23 protein-coding genes and 1 pseudogene are annotated in these 19,458 nt (G+C 54.8%); 17 read left to right on the top strand and 7 right to left on the bottom strand.

From position 1 onward, the window contains the following. The first annotated feature begins 18 nt into the window (after window positions 1-18). Complete coding sequence (locus QZ280_RS09220; RefSeq protein WP_293442998.1) at window positions 19-822, top strand: crotonase/enoyl-CoA hydratase family protein; 804 nt, start codon at window positions 19-21, stop codon at window positions 820-822. A gap of 76 nt (window positions 823-898) precedes the next feature. Beyond that, a complete protein-coding gene (gene rlmF / locus QZ280_RS09215) occupies window positions 899-1,819 on the top strand; it encodes a 23S rRNA (adenine(1618)-N(6))-methyltransferase RlmF (RefSeq protein WP_293442995.1) in 921 nt (306 codons plus the stop codon). A gap of 585 nt (window positions 1,820-2,404) precedes the next feature. Here rlmF and fabA read toward each other — a convergent pair. Continuing rightward, window positions 2,405-2,914, bottom strand: a complete 510-nt coding sequence (fabA, locus tag QZ280_RS09210; protein ID WP_293443743.1) for a bifunctional 3-hydroxydecanoyl-ACP dehydratase/trans-2-decenoyl-ACP isomerase — start codon at window positions 2,912-2,914, stop codon at window positions 2,405-2,407. A 149-nt stretch (window positions 2,915-3,063) separates the two neighbouring features. On the opposite strand from fabA, the gene irrA reads away from it, so the two are divergent. The 13 genes and pseudogenes from irrA (at window position 3,064) to QZ280_RS09145 (ending at window position 12,591) form a co-directional block, all read left to right on the top strand. After that, window positions 3,064-3,495, top strand: a complete 432-nt coding sequence (gene irrA, locus QZ280_RS09205; protein ID WP_293442992.1) for an iron response transcriptional regulator IrrA — start codon at window positions 3,064-3,066, stop codon at window positions 3,493-3,495. After that, complete coding sequence (locus tag QZ280_RS09200; RefSeq protein WP_293442989.1) at window positions 3,496-4,482, top strand: NADPH:quinone reductase; 987 nt, start codon at window positions 3,496-3,498, stop codon at window positions 4,480-4,482. 63 nt (window positions 4,483-4,545) lie between these two features. Beyond that, window positions 4,546-5,232 (top strand): haloacid dehalogenase type II, encoded by a 687-nt coding sequence (locus QZ280_RS09195; protein ID WP_293442986.1) that lies wholly within the window; start codon window positions 4,546-4,548, stop codon window positions 5,230-5,232. Then, window positions 5,232-6,059 (top strand): alpha/beta hydrolase, encoded by an 828-nt coding sequence (locus tag QZ280_RS09190; protein ID WP_293442983.1) that lies wholly within the window; start codon window positions 5,232-5,234, stop codon window positions 6,057-6,059. Before QZ280_RS09195 ends, QZ280_RS09190 begins: the two co-directional genes overlap by 1 nt. Then, window positions 6,056-7,027: a threonine/serine dehydratase gene (locus QZ280_RS09185; protein WP_293442980.1), complete on the top strand. Its 972-nt coding sequence runs from the start codon at window positions 6,056-6,058 to the stop codon at window positions 7,025-7,027. Before QZ280_RS09190 ends, QZ280_RS09185 begins: the two co-directional genes overlap by 4 nt. Before the next feature lie 94 nt (window positions 7,028-7,121). Further along, window positions 7,122-7,751 (top strand): annotated as a pseudogene (locus QZ280_RS09180) (alpha-1,4 polygalactosaminidase); the annotation flags it as partial. Continuing rightward, a complete protein-coding gene (gene pcaD / locus QZ280_RS09175; protein ID WP_293442977.1) occupies window positions 7,748-8,548 on the top strand; it encodes a 3-oxoadipate enol-lactonase in 801 nt (266 codons plus the stop codon). The pseudogene QZ280_RS09180 and the gene pcaD, both read left to right, overlap by 4 nt. Next, a complete protein-coding gene (locus QZ280_RS09170) occupies window positions 8,541-9,254 on the top strand; it encodes an alpha/beta fold hydrolase (protein ID WP_293442975.1) in 714 nt (237 codons plus the stop codon). The genes pcaD and QZ280_RS09170 overlap by 8 nt, the downstream gene beginning before the upstream one ends. A gap of 10 nt (window positions 9,255-9,264) precedes the next feature. Next, window positions 9,265-9,981, top strand: a complete 717-nt coding sequence (gene trmB / locus QZ280_RS09165) for a tRNA (guanosine(46)-N7)-methyltransferase TrmB (protein ID WP_293442972.1) — start codon at window positions 9,265-9,267, stop codon at window positions 9,979-9,981. Window positions 9,982-10,108: 127 nt separating this feature from the next. After that, entirely contained in the window at window positions 10,109-11,461 is a 1,353-nt protein-coding gene (gene aroA, locus QZ280_RS09160) for a 3-phosphoshikimate 1-carboxyvinyltransferase (RefSeq protein ID WP_293442969.1), read from the top strand. Further along, entirely contained in the window at window positions 11,458-11,808 is a 351-nt protein-coding gene (locus tag QZ280_RS09155) for a hypothetical protein (protein ID WP_293442966.1), read from the top strand. The genes aroA and QZ280_RS09155 overlap by 4 nt, the downstream gene beginning before the upstream one ends. Continuing rightward, window positions 11,798-11,983, top strand: a complete 186-nt coding sequence (locus QZ280_RS09150; protein WP_293442964.1) for a hypothetical protein — start codon at window positions 11,798-11,800, stop codon at window positions 11,981-11,983. The genes QZ280_RS09155 and QZ280_RS09150 overlap by 11 nt, the downstream gene beginning before the upstream one ends. Further along, complete coding sequence (locus QZ280_RS09145) at window positions 11,980-12,591, top strand: d(CMP) kinase (RefSeq protein ID WP_293442961.1); 612 nt, start codon at window positions 11,980-11,982, stop codon at window positions 12,589-12,591. Before QZ280_RS09150 ends, QZ280_RS09145 begins: the two co-directional genes overlap by 4 nt. On the opposite strand, the gene QZ280_RS09140 is transcribed toward QZ280_RS09145, so the two are convergent. Further along, on the bottom strand, window positions 12,588-12,809 hold the full coding sequence (locus QZ280_RS09140; RefSeq protein ID WP_293442958.1) for a hypothetical protein: 222 nt from the start codon (window positions 12,807-12,809) through the stop codon (window positions 12,588-12,590). The two genes, QZ280_RS09145 and QZ280_RS09140, sit on opposite strands and share 4 nt — an antisense overlap. 213 nt (window positions 12,810-13,022) lie before the next feature. Beyond that, the gene (locus tag QZ280_RS09135) at window positions 13,023-13,868 is read right to left on the bottom strand and encodes a glycosyltransferase family 2 protein (RefSeq protein WP_293442955.1); all 846 of its coding nucleotides are present in this window, start codon (window positions 13,866-13,868) and stop codon (window positions 13,023-13,025) included. 136 nt (window positions 13,869-14,004) lie between these two features. Between QZ280_RS09135 and QZ280_RS09130 the strand changes: the two genes are divergently transcribed. Further along, a complete protein-coding gene (locus QZ280_RS09130; RefSeq protein ID WP_293442953.1) occupies window positions 14,005-14,535 on the top strand; it encodes a CIA30 family protein in 531 nt (176 codons plus the stop codon). Between the two features lie 587 nt (window positions 14,536-15,122). Here the strand turns inward: QZ280_RS09130 and QZ280_RS09125 are convergent. Next, on the bottom strand, window positions 15,123-15,464 hold the full coding sequence (locus QZ280_RS09125; protein WP_293442950.1) for a hypothetical protein: 342 nt from the start codon (window positions 15,462-15,464) through the stop codon (window positions 15,123-15,125). A 186-nt stretch (window positions 15,465-15,650) separates the two neighbouring features. Between QZ280_RS09125 and rpsA the strand changes: the two genes are divergently transcribed. Further along, a complete protein-coding gene (gene rpsA / locus QZ280_RS09120; protein ID WP_293442947.1) occupies window positions 15,651-17,324 on the top strand; it encodes a 30S ribosomal protein S1 in 1,674 nt (557 codons plus the stop codon). 400 nt (window positions 17,325-17,724) lie between these two features. Here the strand turns inward: rpsA and ureG are convergent, their stop codons facing one another. From ureG to QZ280_RS09105, 3 genes are read right to left on the bottom strand one after another with little or no spacing between them, the layout of a single operon-like run. Next, window positions 17,725-18,363 carry an urease accessory protein UreG gene (gene ureG / locus QZ280_RS09115; RefSeq protein WP_293442944.1) on the bottom strand — a complete coding sequence of 213 codons (639 nt, stop codon included), beginning with the start codon at window positions 18,361-18,363 and terminating at the stop codon, window positions 17,725-17,727. Further along, a complete protein-coding gene (locus tag QZ280_RS09110; protein ID WP_293442941.1) occupies window positions 18,360-19,007 on the bottom strand; it encodes an urease accessory UreF family protein in 648 nt (215 codons plus the stop codon). Before QZ280_RS09110 ends, ureG begins: the two co-directional genes overlap by 4 nt. After that, a complete protein-coding gene (locus QZ280_RS09105; protein WP_293442938.1) occupies window positions 18,991-19,449 on the bottom strand; it encodes an urease accessory protein UreE in 459 nt (152 codons plus the stop codon). Before QZ280_RS09105 ends, QZ280_RS09110 begins: the two co-directional genes overlap by 17 nt. Window positions 19,450-19,458: the final 9 nt, after the last annotated feature.

The following is a 19,458-nucleotide window of genomic DNA, read 5'->3' as shown; positions in this document are numbered from 1 at the left end:
GCATGTAAGGACAGGCTGATGGCACCCCAGATCAATCCCGCTGATTTCACCAATCTCACGTTGGAAGCGCACGAAAATGACGTTTGGGTTGTCACCTTGAACCGTCCTTCAAAACGCAATGCGCTTGATAGTGCGACGATTGAAGAAATGGTGGATTTCTTTTCCTTGGCACCGCTTGCGGGTGTGCGTGCAATTGTGCTGGCAGGGGCCGGCGATCATTTTTGCGCGGGTCTGGATTTAGTTGAACACCACGATGCGGATCGCAGCCCTGCGGAGTTCATGCACCTGTGCCTGCGCTGGCATGAGGCGTTCAACAAGATGGAATATGGCGGCGTCCCGATTATTGCGGCTCTGCACGGTGCTGTTGTTGGTGGCGGTTTGGAATTAGCGAGTTCCGCGCACGTGCGCGTGATGGATGAAACGACCTATTTTGCTTTGCCAGAGGGTCAGCGCGGTTTGTTCACAGGAGGTGGTGCGACGATCCGCGTGACGGATCTGGTCGGCAAAGCTCGGATGATCGACATGATGCTGATGGGGCGTGTGTACTCTGGGGCTGAGGCTGAAGAGGTCGGTTTGGTGCAGTACCGTGTTGATGGATCGAGCTTTGACAAGGCAATGGAACTGGCCAATCGCGCGGCAGAGAACTTGCCTTTGTCCAACTTCGCGATCTGTTCTGCGGTGAGCCACATGCAAAATATGTCCGCGATGGATGCGGCCTACGCAGAGGCGGTGGTTGCGGGCGTTGTGAACACGCAACCGGATGCGCGGGCGCGTTTGGCTGCGTTTGCGGATAAGAGTGGGGCGCGGATAAGGAAGGACTAGAACGGGGTTTTCAATTGCCATTTCACGATCAGAGTGATTTGGCTGCCCCTCAGTATCCAGCTTTTAAAGGTGTCTCATGGCGCGCAAATCGACCCTGCACCCTCGTAGTCAACATATCGGCGGATACGATTTCGCGCGTTTGTTAGAGCATGTGCCAGAGCTTGAGGTGTTCACGATCCGCAACCCAACGGGCTTGACGACGATAGATTTCCAAAACCCCGAAGCGGTGCGCATGCTCAATCGCGCGTTGCTCAAAGCCTATTACAATGTCGAGTTTTGGGACATTCCTGCCAATTACCTGTGTCCCCCGATTCCGGGACGCGCTGACTACATCCATCATCTCGCGGATTTGCTCGCGCGCGATAATGGTCAAAAAATCCCGTCCGGGCGCAAGATCAAAGCATTGGACATCGGCACAGGTGCCAGCTTGGTCTACCCGCTTATCGGTCAAAGCGCGTATGGCTGGGATTTTACGGGCGTGGATATCGATGCAGGGGCGCTCGCATCAGCGCAGAAAATTAACGATCTGAATGAGTTAGGAATTGATTTGCGACATCAAAGTGCATCCAAAAAAATTTTCAAAGGGGTGATCACGCCTGACGATATGTTCCATGTTACGCTATGCAATCCACCGTTTCACGCCTCGAAAGAGCAGGCGATGAAAGGCACCCAGAGGAAGTGGAAGAACCTTGGGAAAGGAGTGTCGGACACGCTCAATTTTGGTGGGCAACACGCAGAGCTTTGGTGCCCAGGGGGCGAGATAAAATTCATCGCGCGGATGATCGAGGAAAGTCGTGCGTTTGCGGATCAGTGTTTTTGGTTCACGTCATTGGTATCCAAAAAGGACAGCCTTGCGCCGCTTCGGCGGATCTTGGAAAGGGCGAAGGTTGAGTATGATGTTATCGATATGGCGCAGGGTCAGAAAGTTAGTCGGTTTGTGGCGTGGTCTTATGTTCGAAAAAAAGCAGCGAGCGGCGGTTTTTTAAAGCGTTACTAATTAGGTATAAGACCTATGACGGAAACCTGAAAATGAGCTGACGCGAGCGGAAATTTTTGCAAATTTTTGTGCAGGTTTACGGTCGTGAAAGGCTCCCCGTTATGCTTTCTAAGTCTTGGCCGATAAATAGCTCTGTTGCCCAAGTTTCGATAAGCTTCGGTGCCTCTGCCTGACAGGCCAGCATGCATTTTGAGTTTGGATTGACGTCATTGTCATCCTGACCAAAAACAAAGCCGCTTCGCTTGTCACTTGACAAAAAATAGTACCCAGCATTGTCCTAAAAGTCATTGAACAGAGCATTTCCAAAAAGGCTCTTGTTCAGATTGATGCTGGGAATGTTAATCTTTCCTAAGAAACCTTTTGATAGGTTGAAGTCTTAAAGGTCATTTTCGTGCCAGTCATGGTCTTTCAGATCTGCTGTGGCCTTCTGGTAGACCTGAACATGCTCAACACAGACCTTTTGAAAGACGTTATAGATCACATCTGGGCTGAGTATTGGCAACCAAAATAAAGATGCAAATAATGAAAAAATTGTCCTTTTAAGACATGCCTAGAGATGGTTCTTCTTGACGGAAGATTTCCCCATCAACTCTCGCTCAAAGCCACCTTCATCCCCGTCACTTCGTAAATCACTTCACCATCTGCCTCGACGATCCCATCGGCCACACCCATGGTCAAACGACGCGTCTGAATCGCCTTAGTGAAATCAATCTTATAGGTCAGCAGTTTACGATCAGGACGCACCATGCCTTTGAGCTTCACTTCACCCACACCAAGCGCATAGCCGCGTCCTTGCCAGCCGCGCCAGCCCAGATTGAAGCCTGTGAGCTGCCACAAACCATCCAGACCCAAACAGCCAGGCATGATCGGATTGCCGGGGAAGTGGCAATCGAAAAACCACAGGTCAGGCGTGATATCGAACTCTGCCACGATGTGACCCTTACCATGCGCGCCAACATCGCCGGAGCAATCGGTGATGCGGTCCATCATCAACATGGGCGGGGCAGGAAGCTGGGCATTGCCCTCGCCAAACAGCTCGCCGCGGGCGCATTTGAGAAGATCGTCTTTGTCAAAGCTGCTAGGGAAATCGGACATGTTGGCTCCAGTATTAAGCATGTTTTCCTATTCCTATCATCCGCGCCCGAGCACGTGCAAGGGAACCAAAGTGCACAGTTGCGCAGGAGGCGATTGAAAATGGCGCGCCAAATAGCATATAGAGTGGGGAGCTATCAGTAGGACGCCCCATGACAAATGTTTTGAGCCAGCCAGAAAACCGCGCTGCCGAGTGGCTTGCGGATGGCGGATTGCGTCCGACTCGCCAGCGTTTGGCCTTGGCCGATCTGTTAGTGGGGGACGGCAAAAATCGCCACGTCACAGCAGAAAGCCTGTTTGCGGCAGCGCATGGGCGCGGTGAGAGCGTGTCGCTTGCGACAGTTTACAACACATTGCGCGCGTTCTGCGATGTGGGACTGGTGCAGGAAGTCACGGTTGATGGCTCCAAAAGCTACTTTGACACCAACATACACGATCATCCGCATTTCTACTGGGAAGATGATGGGCGTTTGACCGATGCTGTTGCCGAAGATCTGGTGATTGCGGCTTTGCCTGATGCTCCAGAGGGCATGGAGATCGCTAAAGTCGATGTGGTGATACGTTTACGTAAGACCGCCCGTTAAATGCGCGCGATTGGCTATTCTGAGTTTGGTATTGCGGACGAGGTATTGGCTTTGCATGTTATTGCGATGCCGGAACCTGCGGCTGGCGAAGTGCGCGTCAAGCTTGCGTTTTCTGGGGTAAATCCGTCCGATGCCAAAGCACGCAGCGGCACGCGCCCGGGTGTTTTGAAACCTCCGTTTGATCTGGTTGTGCCTCATTCTGATGGCGCAGGCGTGATTGATGCAGTGGGTGCGGGTGTTGATCCTGCGCGTATTGGCGCGCGCGTATGGATTTGGAATGGTCAATGGCAACGCGCCTTTGGCACAGCGGCAGAAGCGATCTGCGTTCCGTCTGAACAGGCGGTCGCACTACCTGAAGGTGCCTCGCTAGAAGCGGGCGCGACCTTGGGCATTCCGGGGTTAACTGCGGCACATACGGTCTTTGGTGGTGGCGATATCGCCGGTCAAACCTTGCTCATCTCCGGTGGTGCTGGCGCGGTCGGTCATAACGCGTTGCAGCTTGCCAAATGGGGCGGGGCGCGGGTGATCGCGACTGCGTCTCCAAGCGCGTTTGAGCGGGTCACAGATGTTGGTGCCGACCATGTGCTCGACTACCGCGCACCGGATTTGGCGGCACAAATAATGTCGCTGACGCATGGCAAAGGCGTCGATCGCGCGGTTGAGGTAGAGTTCGGAGCAAACGCGCCCTTGCTTGCCGAGGTCGTTTGCGCAAATGGCACGATTGCGGCTTATGGCTCCCAACTGGATATGGCCCCGACTTTGCCGTTTGGCCCGTTCCTGTTCAAAGCGATCACGATTGATATCGTTCTGGTTTATATCCTCGATTCCGCCCCCCGTGTGGCTGCGATTGAAAAACTGCACGCGGCGTTGTCAAAAGGTGCGCTGACTCCCGCGATCCACGAGATCATGCCACTGGAAGATGCGGCCCTTGCGCATGAACGTGTCATGACCGCAGGGCGAAGCGGCGCGGTTTTGCTGAAAATCTAGGTTGCCGCCCCTTGCCCCGCTGAGGCGCGCGCGCCATGGTGTCGCGAAACGAGGGAGCAAGATATGACCATCAAGATCTGTGTATTCGATGCCTATGGCACTCTGTTCGATGTGGGCGCGGCTGCGCGCATTGCAGCGGGCGAAGAAGGCCGCGAAGCATTGGCTGCAAAAGCGGGTGAGCTTGCGGAGTTCTGGCGCCAAAAGCAGTTGCAATATACTTGGCTGCGCGCGGTCTCGGGCAATCACACAGATTTCTGGAGCGTCACGCAAGACGGGCTGGATTGGGCTTTGGAAAAGACTGGTCTGGACGGTGATCTGGAACTGCGCGAACGCTTGCTCGCGCTTTATTGGGAATTGCGGGCCTATAAGGAAGTGCCAATGATGTTGGCGCAGCTCAAGGCGGCGGGTCTGCAAACGGCGATCTTGTCCAACGGTGCACCTGATATGCTTGACGGGGCCGTTGGCTCTGCGGGGATCGAAACCTATCTCGACGCGGTTCTGTCGGTCGAAAATGTGAGCGTTTTCAAGCCAGACGCGCAGGTTTATCAAATGGTGCTGGATCGATTTGAGTGTACGAAAGACGAGGTGCTCTTCGTGTCCTCAAACGGGTGGGACGCTGCCGCGGCAAGCGGGTTCGGCTTCCAAACAGTCTGGGTCAACCGCGTGGGCGAACCTATGGATCGCCTTTTCGCAGAGCCGCAGCATGTCTTGAGCGATCTCACCAATATTCCACAACTCGCTGGTTCCTGATGCCTCGTTTTAATACGTCTGATGGCCTGTCCTTGTTCTATGAGATCGAAGGGTTCGGCTTGCCTTTGCTTTGCCTGTCGGGCCTCACGCGTGACCGTCGCGACTTTGAATATGTGCTGCCACATCTTGAAGGTTGCCAAGTTATCCGGCTGGATTATCGCGGGCGCGGCAAGTCGGATTGGGCGACAGATTTCACAACCTACAACATCATGCGCGAGGCGCAGGATGCGATGGAGTTACTCGATCATCTTGGGCTGTACAAGGCGGCGATCCTTGGGACCTCACGCGGTGGTCTCATCGCAATGGTACTTGCGGCGACGCTGAAGACGCGGCTTATCGGGGTGGCGTTGAATGATATTGGGCCGGAGCTTGATCCCAACGGAATTGACGTGATCATGGGGTATCTTGGCATCAAGCCAAAGGCCAACACGCTGGAAGACGCGGCAAGCGCGCGTGCGCATGTCATGCGCGACATGTTCCCAAACGTGTCTATGACGCGTTGGATGGAAGAGGTTGGTAAGTTCTTCGTGCAAACGCCGGATGGCTTAGATCTTAGCTATGATCCTAAACTGCGCGACGCTGTGGAGGCGACGAGCCATGCGGCCGTGCCAGATCTTTGGCCCTGGTATGAGGCGCTGAGTGATCTGCCACTTGCGATCCTGCGTGGGGCCAATTCGGACCTGCTGACGCAAGCCTGCTATGAGGACATGCTCAAACGTATACCAAAGGCGACGGGGGCGGTGATCGCGGATCGCGCGCATGTGCCGTTTCTTGATGAGCCAGAGGCAGTGGCCCTGTTGCAAGCGTGGATCGCAAAAATGCGATGAACATAGACATGATCAGGGCTGCTTTTGTGCGCGGGCAAGGGGTTGTGCGCCGCACGCCACTGTTGTCCTCGTCATTTCTGGACGAGATCGCTGGTCGGCGCGTGCTCCTCAAAGCTGAATGTTTGCAGCACACTGGCAGCTTTAAATTTCGGGGCGGTTGGTCTGCTTTGTCGGCGATGGTGCCAGAGCAACGCGCCAAGGGCGTCATCGCGTTTTCCAGTGGCAATCACGCGCAGGGTGTGGCGTTGGCTGCAAAAATGCATGGGACCAGCTCCGTGATTATCATGCCCGCTGATGCGCCGCGTGTGAAGATTGATAACACGCGCGCTCTGGGCGCAGAGGTGGTGCTTTATGATCGCGCTACAGAGGATCGCGATGTCATTGGTGTGACCCTTTCGTTGGAACGAGGATTGACCTTGGTGAAGCCCTTTGATGATCCGCTCGTCATTGCGGGGCAGGGCACTTGCGGGTTGGAAATTTCTGAACAAGTGGCGGAAGAAGGCATCACAGAGGGCGAAGTAATCACCTGTTGCGGTGGTGGCGGTCTAACCTCTGGTATCGCCATGGCGCTTGAAGCTGATGCGCCAGATTTCAAAGTGCGTCCTGCAGAGCCGGAAGGCTTTGACGATGTGGCGCGATCGTTGAGCGCGGGCGTAATCCAGCGCAACGATGCGATGACAGGCTCGATCTGCGATGCGATTATCACGCCGCAACCGGGCAATTTGACCTTTCCGATCATGCACCGTCTCTGCGGGGCGGGGATTGTTGTCAGCGAAGAGGATTGCCTTCGCGCGATGGCACTTGCCTATGAGCGTTTGCGGGTTGTGATTGAACCGGGCGGCGCTGTGGCTTTGGCCAGTGCGCTGTTTCACGGCGATCACCTAATCTCAGATACCGTAATCGTAACCGCCTCGGGTGGGAATGTGGACAAGGCCGTGTTCGAACGCGCTTTGGCAACTTTGGAGTAAGTGCAAATGACACGTGCAACCGTCGTCAATTTCAACGTCAAAAACCTGATTGGTTCTTAACAGGAATATTACGCCTTCCAAAGCTACACGATAGAAGAACACGCTTGGCAAGTTTGTCCGTCCAGAGGGTGCGGAGTTTGCACCAGAGTCTGATCTCGCAAACTATGATGCTGTTGGCCGCGCGCTGGGCGCGGCGCTCCGGCGTATGGCAGAAGCATGGGTGCTGCGCTGCGAAATTATTGTTGAGCTCAAGGCAGCGCATCCAGTGATCGTCATGGTTGATTTCAACGATAGTGAACACGCGATGAGCAGCGAGATTATTGCGGCTGAAAAGCCGTTCAAGAGCTATTCTTGGCTGCTGCGCCACAATGTTAAGGCCTCAAATGATCGTTATTCCAAAGATGAAAATGAGACGATTTAAGAGGCGATAAGTGCCGTGCGCCTCCACTCTGTTAAAAAGCTTTTTGTGAAAAAGTCGCTGCGTGATATGGTATACACATCGGCCTTTGGTGACGTTTACGAGAGCATTGATCAAATCTGTCTCTCGCGCCATTTCGTGCCGGACGCGGGCGGAACCTTGGCCGAGATGGAGTATTTTAGCGTGCTTAACGATCATTTGACTGATGGCAGTCACGAGGATGCGCCGTACAATAAACTAGCGTCTGATCATGGTCAGATCATGGTGCATCTTGCGTTTGCTGATCGGTCTGGAGGGCATCGGTGAATATTTTCGACACGGGTGATACGCTTTTGCATTGGCGCGAGGATGGTGATCCGAATGGCGCGCCCGTGGTCTTTTCAAACTCACTTGGAACGGATTTGCGGCTCTGGGATCCGGTGTTGGAGAGACTGCCAAAAGACGGGCTGCGCTACATTCGGTATGACACGCGCGGTCATGGCTTGTCCGCCTGTCCCGACGGGCCATTTGGCATGGGGGCGCTGATCACTGATACGGAAAGGTTGATGGATCATGTTGGCGCGAATGACGCGGTCTTTATCGGGCTGTCTATGGGTGGCATGATTGCACAGGGTCTTGCGGTCAAACGGCTGGACCTGGTCCGAGGTATCGTTTTGTCCAACACGGGTGCAAAGATCGGCAACGCTGACATGTGGAACGGACGTATCGACGCGGTGAATGGTGGCGGCATTGAAGCGCTGGCGGATGCGACGATGGATCGCTGGTTTTCCAAAGCTTTCCACGCCTTGCCAGAGCTACAGTTGTGGCGCAACATGTTAACGCGCCAGCCTGCGACCGGGTTCAACGCCTGCATGGCCGCGATTTCGGGGACGGATATGATGACGCCAACCTCTGGTTTGCGCTTGCCTGCTTTGGGGATTGCAGGGTCTGAAGATGGCTCCACTCCGCCGGACATGGTGCGCGAGTTGATGGGGCTGATCCCCGGTGCGGGGTTTGAATTGATCCGTAAGGCTGGTCATTTGCCCTGCGTCGAGCAACCCAATCTCTACGCGCAGCACCTTATTCGGTTTATGGATAGCATCGGTCACGGCACGCATGGCTGAATTTCTATTGATCCATGGGTCGTGCCACGGGGCGTGGTGCTGGCGCGATGTTTTGCCTGAATTGATTGGGCTTGGCCACACCGCCCGCGCGCTTGATCTGCCGTCGCATGGCGACGACAAAACCCCGATTGCCGAGGTGACGTTGGATTTGTATCGCGATGCCATTCTCGACGCGATTGACACGCCCGTAGTGCTTGCAGGCCATTCTATGGCGGGCTTTCCTATCGCGGCAGCAGCGGAAAAAGCCCCACGAAAAATCGTGCGATTGATCCATCTGTGTTCCTATGCGCCTGTGTCGGGAATGTCCCTAATCGACATGCGCAAAGAGTCACCGCGCCAGCCTTTGCTCGATGCCATCGAGAAAAGCGCAGATGGGCTAAGCTGGGCACCGATCCCTGAGAAAGCACGTAAGACGTTTTATCATGATTGTCCTGACGAAGCGGTTGCCTACGCCAAGGCGCGGATTGTGCCGCAAGCGATTTTGCCACAAGCCACTGCTTTAGAGCTTGGCGAAAACTATGCGCGCACAGCGAAGTCCTACATACGATGCGCCAATGATCAAACGATACCGCCTGAATATCAAAGCGACATGGCAGCCAGATTTGCCCCCGAGGATCGATACGAGATGCAAACCTCTCATTCGCCCTTCTTTGCGGATCCAAAAGGTTTGGCGCAAATGCTCGACAAGATCGCACGCGCGGGCTAACAGGCGCGCCATGACTGATAGAAAACATCCTTCCGGCGCGCCTTGGCGCAATTTTTACGGCCGCTTCAAAGGTCACAACTTGCGAGATAGCCAGCAGGCTTATCTTGAAGAGGATTTGGCGAAGCTGTCACCCGGTGCGGTTGGATGGGAAGAAAATCCCAATCGTGTCAATCTTGACCTTGAGGGGTTGTTTGGAGACAAGCCTTTGTGGCTGGAAATCGGCTTTGGCGGTGGGGAACATTTGATCCATCAAGCCGTGCAAAATCCTGATGTTGGGCTGATCGGTGCGGAACCCTATATCAACGGTGTTGCGATGTTGCTAGGCAAAATTCGCGAGGCTGATGCGCCCAACCTGCGGGTTCATGCAGGTGATGTGCGGAATTTATTTGATGTTTTGCCTGATGTCTGCGTGTCCAAAGTGTTCCTGAATTACCCCGACCCTTGGCCAAAGAAACGTCATCATCGCAGACGTTTTGTGACGCAAGAACATCTACAAGCCCTCGCCAAAGTAATGGTGATTGGTGCTGAATTGCGCGTCGCTACGGATATTGAGGATTATGTGCGCCAAACCTTAGAAGAGGTGCCGCGCGCAGGGTTTGAATGGACCGCTGAAAGTGCCGCGGATTGGAAAGAGCCGTGGAGCGATTGGGTATCCACGCGTTACGAGCAAAAAGCGCTTCGCGAAGGTCGCACGCCGCATTATCTGACTTTTGTTCGCGAGACTTGATAGTAGCGCGTGGCGTCTGCGTCGGATTATGAGTTTATTTGGCAAGATGAAGACGCGGCTCATGGACGGGCGAATGTGCTTGGGGTATCACGCGGGCTGAACCTGACCTCTAACGAAAGTCTTGCGCATGTCGTCTCATGGCACTCCTGTTCCGATGTCCTCTTCTAAGTGCGGACCGCTGATTGGCTGTGCGGATGTGCCTGGGGATAAATCGATCTCCCACCGCGCACTTATTTTGGGTGCGATGGCGGTGGGTGAGACGCGAATCACGGGTCTTCTTGAGGGTGAAGACGTGCTCGACACAGGCCGCGCGATGCGTGCGTTCGGGGCAGAGGTCACCGATCATGGCGGCGGCGAATGGTCCGTGCACGGCGTCGGTGTTGGCGGTTTTGCTGAGCCGGAAAGCGTGATCGATTGCGGCAACTCCGGCACAGGTGTGCGTTTGATTATGGGCGCGATGGCGACAACTGATATCACTGCGACTTTCACGGGGGACGCGAGTTTGAACAGCCGTCCGATGGCGCGGGTCACCGATCCTTTGGCGCTGTTTGGCGCTCGGGCTGTTGGCCGTGACGGGGGGCGTTTACCCATGACGATTGTTGGTGCGAAGGAGCTTGTTCCCGTGCACTACACGACGCCTGTCCCATCAGCGCAGGTTAAGTCTGCGGTGCTGTTGGCAGGGCTTAATGCTCCGGGCCAAACCGTGGTCATCGAGAAAGAAGCGACCCGCGATCACACCGAACGCATGTTGCAAGGGTTTGGCGCGGAATTGAAGGTTGAAGACACGGACGAGGGTCACGTGATCACTTTGACTGGCCAGCCAGAGTTGGTGCCGCAAGTGATCACGGTGCCGCGCGATCCCAGCTCTGCCGCGTTTCCTGTGTGTGCGGCTTTGATCACAAAAGGCTCTGACGTTCTGGTGCCCAACATTGGCCTGAACCCCACGCGCGCTGGACTATTTGAGACTCTGCGCGAAATGGGCGCTGATCTATCTTACGAGAACGAGCGGATCGAGGGTGGCGAGCCGATGGCGGATCTGCGCGCGCGCTATTCGCCTGACATGAAAGGCATCGAAGTGCCGGCGGCGCGGGCCGCCTCGATGATTGATGAATATCCCGTGCTGTCTGTTGTCGCCGCCAATGCGAGTGGTCCGACCGTTATGCGCGGTGTCAAAGAGTTGCGTGTGAAAGAAAGCGATCGCATTGAAGCGATGGCAGTTGGCTTGCGTGCGAACGGTGTTGAAGTCGAGGACGGTTCTGATTGGTGGATCGTGCAGGGGCGCGGCATGGGCAATGTGCAAGGCGGCGCGGAATGTGCGAGTCATCTGGATCACCGCATTGCTATGTCCTTTCTGGTGCTCGGCATGAGCGCGATCAAACCTGTTCGCGTTGATGATGCTGGCCCTATCGCCACGTCCTTCCCAATTTTTGAGCCGCTAATGGCAAAACTTGGGGCAAAGATTACACGGCGTAACGCATGAAGAACCCGCTAGCATTGCTGAGGGATTTAGGTGCCGAAGTGCTGTTGCTGTTCTTGTTGATGGTCGCGATCTTGCAATTGAAAATTGCGCCGTATGTAGCATTTCTTCCGCAGGCCACGTTTGGGTCATATCCTGATAGTGTGCTCGTTGAAGTGGGCGATGTGTTGCGGAAAAAGGGGCTGGATCGTCTTTATAAAACGGTCCTGCCGTCAATTGATTTCCTGTTCATCACGCTCTTCGGCCTTTGGGTCATGCTGGTGCATATGATGCGCAGCGCCGTTGGCTGGCGGTTCTGGGGAGTTGCGATTGCAGCACTCTTTATGGCGCTTGATCTTTATGGCGCTTGATTTTGGCGAGGACATGATGCTTGCCATCCGCATGGGGCTTGCGATCAAGGAAAATTTGGATCTTGCGACGCTCACTGCTGAGGTGAGCGAGGTGCCTTGGGTCACGCTTGCAAAATACGCGATTTTCGCGCTTTGTCTTTTCTCAGCATTTATAGCATCGAGGAAACGCGGATGACGGGTTTTACCATTGCCATTGACGGACCTGCGGCGGCAGGCAAGGGAACGTTGTCCAAGGCGGTTGCGGCTCATTCTGGCTTCGCGCATCTTGATACGGGTCTGTTGTACCGCGCGGTTGCTGCCAAAACGCTGCTTGGGGTGGAGCCGATTGAGGCTGTCCAAGGACTGATAGCACAAGATCTGGATGACACTGATTTGCGCACCCCTGAAGTTGCACAGGCCGCAAGCAAAGTCGCGGTGATCCCAGAAGTGCGTGCTGCTTTGGTTGATTTTCAACGTGCGTTCGCAGCGCGTGCGGGTGGTGCTGTTCTAGACGGGCGTGACATTGGTACGGTGATTTGCCCGGACGCTGCGGTGAAATTGTTTGTCACAGCTTCTGCCGAGGTGCGCGCGGAGCGCCGCTATCTAGAGCTTTCTGCGAAGGGCGATCCAAGCACTCCCGGGCAGGTTCTGGCAGATGTTCGGGCGCGCGACAAGCGGGACATGAACCGTGCAGAGGCCCCTTTGAAGCCTGCCTCAGACGCGGTTTTGATTGATACATCTGAGCTGAGCATTGAGGCGGCCGTCGCAAGAGCAATTTCCGCCATTGAGGCGCGCAAAGCTTAGATGAGCGACGCACGGTCGCCTAAGATGTAACAGATCACATCCCAATAATCGAAGATCATTGAGGTGATGGCAATGGCGTAGACTATGCGCAATGTCCAGACTGTGATCTGAGGAATCTCCGCCTTGCGAGAGAGCGTGAACAGATGAATCGCCAGTGGCGTCCACAAGATTACATGAGGTAGGCCAAGCAAGCGGACCATGCCGAGATTGTAATACATGGTGAATATGCTGAACGAGGCGATGCCACTTGCGAGCAAGGTCAGCACTGCGGAGATGCGGATTTACTTCCAAATGAAAAAGGCGAAAGGTAGGATAAATGCGCCGAGCAGGAGGACATTGAGCCAGAGTTGCACCCATGTGGGCAGCTGCAATGTTGCGTCTTGGAATGTCATCTGGCGGACCTCTCTTGTGTGCCATCTTGCAGCGCGTGTTTACACCAAATCAGCCCATGACACTCCAAATTCCTTGAGCGTTGCTTTGGCATCGTCCTCGCTTAGCGCAACTTCAACCAAGGTTTTGGTGCGGTCCGACAAGAGGCCGCGCCGTCCGTACATATTTTCGCCATGCCCCGTTAAATAGAGCGCGGCTTTAAAAGGAATCGCGGACAAAGGGCGTTCATAGAGCGTGCAATAGGCGGCGATTTGCGTGTGTGAACGGTGTTGCGATAAGAACTTCTTGTAGTTCTTATGTGTGCGAAAATCGACATAGACAGCTGCGCAAGATCCGCAAAACGCGTTGAAGTTATCAAGCGCCACGACCCTTTGTTCAGCAAGTGCGATGAAGTGGCCAGTGTCGATTAAATAGCCGCGTCCGTTGTTGTCCGTCAGCACATGCGCTACAAACATGGGGTGCAATATATCGTCCGCATCGAACTGCATGTAATAGCCGTCGCGTTTGAGATCATCCGCAATGTGGCTGATCAATGCGCGCCGCTTATCACCCTTGTCGTAGAACTTATCGCTGATGTTGGTCTCTATGAAATGGACCCGGTCGTCATCGGGTAGCGCCGGGCGATCCTGGCCGCAGATGTAGACGGTCCAGTTGGGATCACTTTGCGCCATGAACGAGGACAGCGTAGTAGCGAGATTGGCTTGTACGCGGTCCCAATCTTCACTGCGCCTGCGCGACACCAAAGGCATCGCAAAGATCACCAAGGGCGAGTCAGAGGGCGCGGGCGTGCCGACGCGACGGTTAAACGCGCGGGCTTTCATTTGCATTTGAAGATCGGTTTTCCCGAAACGGATATTGTCGAGGGATTTGAGGGTCTTTGAAAGCACGCGCCGTTTCCGTCAGTCAAGTGAATTGTCGTTGTGGGTACTCTGGTATGTGCTTGCTGTGCAAATGGTATTGTGCGCACCGCACTTGCCTTGGGTGTCGGGCGCACCAGCTAAGGAGAAACAAAGAGGCTTATATATGCGAGTTTGGATATGCACGATGATGCTTTGCGCGAGCGCTGCACTGGCGGAGCCTGCGACAATGATTGAGCGTTTTGACGCAGGAGCGGGGGAGCGGTGGCGCTATATTGGCGACAATGTGATGGGCGGGGTATCGTCCGGGCAAGCGCAGATTGGGGCGGACGGCCTGCATCTTACGGGGCAGGTGAGCACTGACAACAATGGTGGTTTCATTCAAGTGCGGCGTGAGTTTGAGGACGGGCTGAACGCGGATGTTTGGGCCTTGGTGCTCAAGGTGCGCGGGAATGGCGAGCGCTACACGGTGTTCCTACGCACTCGCCAAGCGCGTTTGCCGTGGCATAACTACAAAGCGTCTTTTGTGGCTGGGTCTGCATGGTCCGAGGTGCGTTTGGAGCTTTCTGCGTTTGAACGCTCGACTTCTGTTCTGCCTGCGATTGTGTCGCCTGAGGATGTGAAGAGCATCGGATTGGCGGCCTACGGTGCTGATTATGAAGCGGATTTGTGGGTTGGGCGTGTTGGGGTTGAATAAACCCTAAGCACGCCATTCGGCGGCTGGAGCAAGTTCCCTGCCGCTTTGGTCTTTGATGTGATTCTAAAAATGGCGGCCGCCATGAAGCGGATCGTTGGAAGGTCTCGGGGTGTTTCATCCGCTTGCTCGCTCCGGGGGCTGTTGACCCCGTCGTCTTGCGCAAGATCGAATGCGCTCGCTGTTAAGCGCGTCTGTGATCCTGATTTCAGTGGTTAACCTAGGAGGAGAATGCTTTTTATTTCCTAAAGAGTGGTTAGCTGAGCGCGCGGTGACTAGCGCAAGGCCAGACCCTGGGAGGTTTTTGGTGGTCTGTGTTTTATGCGCTTAGGTTGTTGTGTGCGGAAGGGTGGTTCTATTTGTGACGTTAGAAACGCCTGCCCGTGGCCCTGCGGGTCCAAGTTGCAATGCGCAAATTGTTTCCGAAACAATTTCAGATGTCCGAGCGTTCCCACCGTAAATGAAATGTTTGCAAGGAAACAAATGATAGGTCGCTGCTGGGTCTGTCAAATGCCGAACAGCATCCGTTCTATGGTCAATTATTACCTTTGGGCGACATGCACGAAGCCCAAAGTCAAATGGGCTAGTTATTAGGTTTGGATACTCGCTGTTTTTCTTTGAAGGGTGTGAAACAATGTTGGTTTCAAGAATCTTACAACCAGAAAGCTGGTCGACAATAGCATCAATGCGCTTTCTAGTTTGCTAGTTTTTCCGTTTTCTCGCTGCACTGAATATTCTTGATTTAAAGTGATTAAGCACGACAGCCAAAACCCAACCTGAATAGCACATTCATGTTTCGGGCTATCGCCAGGCCGCGCGACTGGGCTGGCAATTTTTTGGATGGAGGCGATCAGTTTTGATTTCGTTAGGATTTGGCGGCGATAAAGTGCGAAGAACACCCGTTCCAAAACACCACAAGCCTTGCCCCACATGCGATTCCTCTCTATACGCGCGAGCGTCGGAGCGGTGAATCACTTTACCTGCGCCACGAGTTGAGTAGGGTCGGGACCTCCGGCCCTCTTTCTCGTTTGCAAACTCGCCTCGACCAAAGCAACCCAAAGACCGGCGGAGACAACCGCACGGCCAGTATAACACGTTAAAAGGATATGAAACGCCACATGGCTAATCTAATGGACGAGTTTGAAGCACTCTTAACCGAAAGCTTCGAAATGGACACACCCGATGAAGGGACAGTTGTCAAAGGTAAGATCATCGCAATCGAAGCGGGCCAAGCCATTATCGACGTAGGCTACAAGATGGAAGGCCGCGTCGACATCAAAGAATTCGCAAACCCTGGTGAAGCTCCTGAAATCGCTGTTGGCGACGAAGTTGAAGTGTTCCTGCGCTCCGCAGAGAACTCCCGCGGCGAAGCGGTTATCTCTCGTGAGATGGCGCGCCGTGAGGAAGCTTGGGATCGTCTGGAAAAAGCATACGCAGACGAAGAGCGCGTTGAAGGCGCAATCTTTGGTCGCGTTAAAGGCGGCTTTACGGTTGATCTTGGCGGCGCGGTTGCGTTCTTGCCAGGTTCTCAGGTTGACGTGCGCCCTGTGCGTGACGCGGGCCCATTGATGGGTCTCAAGCAGCCGTTCCAGATTTTGAAAATGGACCGTCGTCGTGGCAACATCGTTGTATCGCGTCGTGCAATCCTTGAAGAGTCCCGCGCAGAGCAGCGTGCAGAAGTCATCGGCAACCTCACAGAAGGTCAAGCAGTTGACGGCGTTGTTAAGAACATCACCGAGTACGGCGCATTTGTCGATCTTGGCGGCGTAGACGGCCTGCTTCACGTGACAGACATGGCATGGCGCCGTGTGAACCACCCCTCCGAGATTTTGACAATCGGCGAGACGGTCAAGGTTCAGGTCATCAAGATCAACAAAGAGACGCACCGCATCTCCTTGGGCATGAAGCAGTTGCAAGAAGATCCATGGGATTTGGTTGCTGGCAAGTACCCACTCGAGTCCACGCACACAGGTCGTGTCACCAACATCACTGATTACGGCGCATTCGTTGAGCTAGAGGCAGGTGTTGAAGGTCTCGTACACGTGTCTGAAATGTCCTGGACAAAAAAGAACGTACACCCGGGCAAGATCGTGTCTACGTCTCAGGAAGTCGAGGTCATGGTTCTGGAAATCGACGGCACAAAACGTCGAGTTTCCTTGGGTCTCAAGCAGACACAGCGCAACCCATGGGAAGTCTTTGCAGAGCAGTTCCCTGAGGGCACTGAGGTTGAAGGCGAAGTCAAGAACATCACCGAGTTCGGTTTGTTCATTGGCCTCGAGGGCGACATCGACGGCATGGTTCACCTCTCCGACCTATCTTGGGACGAGCGCGGCGAAGAAGCCATTCAGAGCTACCACAAGAACGACATCGTTCAGGCGGTTGTTTCTGAAGTCGACGTTGAGAAAGAGCGTATCTCGCTCTCCGTTAAAGCGCTTGGCGGCGACAAGTTCGCTGAAGCGGTTGGCGGCGTAAAGCGCGGTTCCATCGTGACTGTCACAGTGACAGCCATCGAAGAGGGCGGTGTTGAGGTTGAGTATGAAGGCATGAAATCCTTCATCCGTCGTTCTGACCTCTCCCGTGACCGTGCAGAGCAGCGCCCAGAGCGTTTCTCTGTCGGTGACAAGGTTGACGTGCGCATCACAAACGTGGACGCGAAGACACGCCGCTTGGGTGTCTCCGTGAAAGCGCGTGAGATCGCAGAAGAGAAGGAAGCAGTTGAGCAGTATGGCTCCTCTGACTCCGGCGCGTCCTTGGGTGATATCCTTGGTGCAGCTCTGAAATCTGACGACTAAGCTTTGAAGCTACAGAAATTGAGAAGGCCCCGCGGGAGTGATCCTGCGGGGCCTTTTTTTGTTTTGGGGGATGTTGGTTTTGAGCCCGAACGCTGAATTCGTTTTTTGTGCTGTGTGTTTTCGCAGCATAAAAGGACGCTGCGAAAGCTCGAAAGGTAGCGCTGCGTGGCGGTTGGTATAGTGGTCATTCCTCTATGTTGGGGCGAAAAATCGAACGTCAATTTACAGGTGGCGGACAAATCGGCTTTTGCATCACTAACATCGATGGTGCAGAATTTTTGTATGTGCTGAGATAAGCGTTCAGCATACCAGCGGATTTCACGACATCGGCGATGCGCGGAGCACAAAATCGATCAGCTTCAAAACGGCGTTCTATTGAGCGAAGAGATGCAAGCCAACTCTAGCTTTTCTTGCCTTTGGGTGAGTGGTGAAGTCCGCCGATCTCGCTTATCTGTGCAACGATGTTTGCCACACCTTTTCGGGCCCGCAAATTGGCGAACACAAAGGGCCGCGCCGCGCGCATGCGTTTTGCGTCGCGCTCCATAACGTCCAAAGAAGCGCCCACATAGGGGGCGAGGTCCGTTTTGTTTATAATCAGGACATCCGATTTCGTAATGGCTGGCCCACCTTTGCGTGGAATTTCTTCGCCCGCTGCAACATCAATCACATAAAGCGTCATATCCGCGAGTTCAGGACTAAACGTAGCAGACAGGTTGTCACCCCCGCTCTCGATCAGAACAACCTCGACGTCTGGATGGCGCTCCTGCATTTCTGCTACCGCCGCTAAATTAATCGACGCATCCTCGCGGATCGCCGTATGCGGACAGCCGCCGGTTTCCACGCCAATGATCCGATCGAGTGGCAAGACCTGCTGGCGCATCAGCTCTTCGGCGTCCTCTTGAGTATAGATGTCGTTGGTGATCACCCCGACGGAAAAGTGATCGCGCAAAGCTTCGCACAATGCCGCTGTCAGGGTGGTTTTCCCGGCACCAACCGGGCCGCCGATACCAATGCGCAAGGGGCCGTTCAATTTGGTCATGTGCGGAATATCCTCGCATATTGCGTTTCGTGTTTCATTGCTGCGACATCGGCCAGAAAGGTGGTTGAGGTCAGATCATCCAAATCACATGGCAGCGCTGCATCAACAAGGTCAATGCAGCGCGGCGTTAGATCGCGGATCAGCGCCTGCCCTGCGGTTTGCCCCAAAGGAACCAGCCGCATGGAGACAGCAGCAAGATTGCTCAGGAAGCTCTGCAGATACATCTGGGCTGTCAACTCCAAGGGGAGCGCTGCGCGCTGCGCGGCCCAGCCAACGGCGACGGGATAGCATAGGCCGCCCAGAGGGATCCCAGAAAGGTCAGACACCACTTTGCAAAACGCTGCGCCTTGCAGGTCGGTCTCCCTAAGGCGCTCTTTGGAGGCCGCCAAGGCGCGAGCAATAGCGTCCACCTCTTGCAGCGCCGCCTTATCCGGCGCGCGGTAACTTGCGGCCAGCAACAGCGTGTCATTCCAGCCCGCGCCATGGGCCAAAATTTGAGCGATCCAGCCCTGAGTCGAGACGGGATCGTGCACATCGCCGCTCTCGATCGCCCATTCCAGCCCATGCGAATAAGCAAAAGCTCCGACGGGAAAGCCGGGCGAGAACCACTGCGTGAGGGTCAGGGTTTCAGTGGCTGTGGCCATGGGTCCGCCCGTGCCCATAAGCTCCGCCTTCGGGGGTGAAGGGGGCTGTGACCGCGTTGACGGTTGCACCCAGCTTGTGCAGCATGTCCTGCATCACATGATTGCGCCGGATCCGCAGCATGCCGTCCTCAATCTGGCAGGGCGTATGCCGGTTGCCAATGTGCCAAGCCAGCCGTGTTAGATCACCGCCCGTGACTTCAAACAGATCTTCTTGTGCAGCACGCACCTCAATCAGCGCGCCGGTGTCTAGTTCCAGCGCATCCCCGTGGTTCAGCGAGGTCGCCTTGCTCAGATCCACCAAAACCTGACTTCCTTTGGCTGTGGCCAGCACTTTACGGCGCAAAAATCGATCATCATAGGTGAGGGCTACGTAATCGCTCGCTTCGCTCCAGTGTCCATTGTAGCGGATGATCTGGCAGCTTGCCATTGTGTCGGTTGTCATCGCGTGACC

Origin of the sequence: Planktotalea sp. (assembly GCF_018607995.1) — a bacterium.
In the GTDB taxonomy this organism is placed as follows: Bacteria; Pseudomonadota; Alphaproteobacteria; order Rhodobacterales; family Rhodobacteraceae; genus Planktotalea.
This window is presented reverse-complemented; position numbering and strand designations above follow the sequence as displayed.

What these genes read in the sequence shown, in the direction of transcription:
- QZ280_RS09220 (WP_293442998.1), top strand. Translation starts at nt 19, where the DNA reads ATGGCACCCCAGATCAATCCCGCTGATTTCACCAATCTCACGTTGGAA.
- rlmF (WP_293442995.1), top strand. Translation starts at nt 899, where the DNA reads ATGGCGCGCAAATCGACCCTGCACCCTCGTAGTCAACATATCGGCGGA.
- fabA (WP_293443743.1), bottom strand. Translation starts at nt 2,914, where the DNA reads ATGTCCGATTTCCCTAGCAGCTTTGACAAAGACGATCTTCTCAAATGC.
- irrA (WP_293442992.1), top strand. Translation starts at nt 3,064, where the DNA reads ATGACAAATGTTTTGAGCCAGCCAGAAAACCGCGCTGCCGAGTGGCTT.
- QZ280_RS09200 (WP_293442989.1), top strand. Translation starts at nt 3,496, where the DNA reads ATGCGCGCGATTGGCTATTCTGAGTTTGGTATTGCGGACGAGGTATTG.
- QZ280_RS09195 (WP_293442986.1), top strand. Translation starts at nt 4,546, where the DNA reads ATGACCATCAAGATCTGTGTATTCGATGCCTATGGCACTCTGTTCGAT.
- QZ280_RS09190 (WP_293442983.1), top strand. Translation starts at nt 5,232, where the DNA reads ATGCCTCGTTTTAATACGTCTGATGGCCTGTCCTTGTTCTATGAGATC.
- QZ280_RS09185 (WP_293442980.1), top strand. Translation starts at nt 6,056, where the DNA reads ATGAACATAGACATGATCAGGGCTGCTTTTGTGCGCGGGCAAGGGGTT.
- QZ280_RS09170 (WP_293442975.1), top strand. Translation starts at nt 8,541, where the DNA reads ATGGCTGAATTTCTATTGATCCATGGGTCGTGCCACGGGGCGTGGTGC.
- trmB (WP_293442972.1), top strand. Translation starts at nt 9,265, where the DNA reads ATGACTGATAGAAAACATCCTTCCGGCGCGCCTTGGCGCAATTTTTAC.
- aroA (WP_293442969.1), top strand. Translation starts at nt 10,109, where the DNA reads ATGTCGTCTCATGGCACTCCTGTTCCGATGTCCTCTTCTAAGTGCGGA.
- QZ280_RS09155 (WP_293442966.1), top strand. Translation starts at nt 11,458, where the DNA reads ATGAAGAACCCGCTAGCATTGCTGAGGGATTTAGGTGCCGAAGTGCTG.
- QZ280_RS09150 (WP_293442964.1), top strand. Translation starts at nt 11,798, where the DNA reads ATGGCGCTTGATTTTGGCGAGGACATGATGCTTGCCATCCGCATGGGG.
- QZ280_RS09145 (WP_293442961.1), top strand. Translation starts at nt 11,980, where the DNA reads ATGACGGGTTTTACCATTGCCATTGACGGACCTGCGGCGGCAGGCAAG.
- QZ280_RS09140 (WP_293442958.1), bottom strand. Translation starts at nt 12,809, where the DNA reads ATGTATTACAATCTCGGCATGGTCCGCTTGCTTGGCCTACCTCATGTA.
- QZ280_RS09130 (WP_293442953.1), top strand. Translation starts at nt 14,005, where the DNA reads ATGCGAGTTTGGATATGCACGATGATGCTTTGCGCGAGCGCTGCACTG.
- QZ280_RS09125 (WP_293442950.1), bottom strand. Translation starts at nt 15,464, where the DNA reads ATGTGGGGCAAGGCTTGTGGTGTTTTGGAACGGGTGTTCTTCGCACTT.
- rpsA (WP_293442947.1), top strand. Translation starts at nt 15,651, where the DNA reads ATGGCTAATCTAATGGACGAGTTTGAAGCACTCTTAACCGAAAGCTTC.
- ureG (WP_293442944.1), bottom strand. Translation starts at nt 18,363, where the DNA reads ATGACCAAATTGAACGGCCCCTTGCGCATTGGTATCGGCGGCCCGGTT.
- QZ280_RS09110 (WP_293442941.1), bottom strand. Translation starts at nt 19,007, where the DNA reads ATGGCCACAGCCACTGAAACCCTGACCCTCACGCAGTGGTTCTCGCCC.
- QZ280_RS09105 (WP_293442938.1), bottom strand. Translation starts at nt 19,449, where the DNA reads ATGACAACCGACACAATGGCAAGCTGCCAGATCATCCGCTACAATGGA.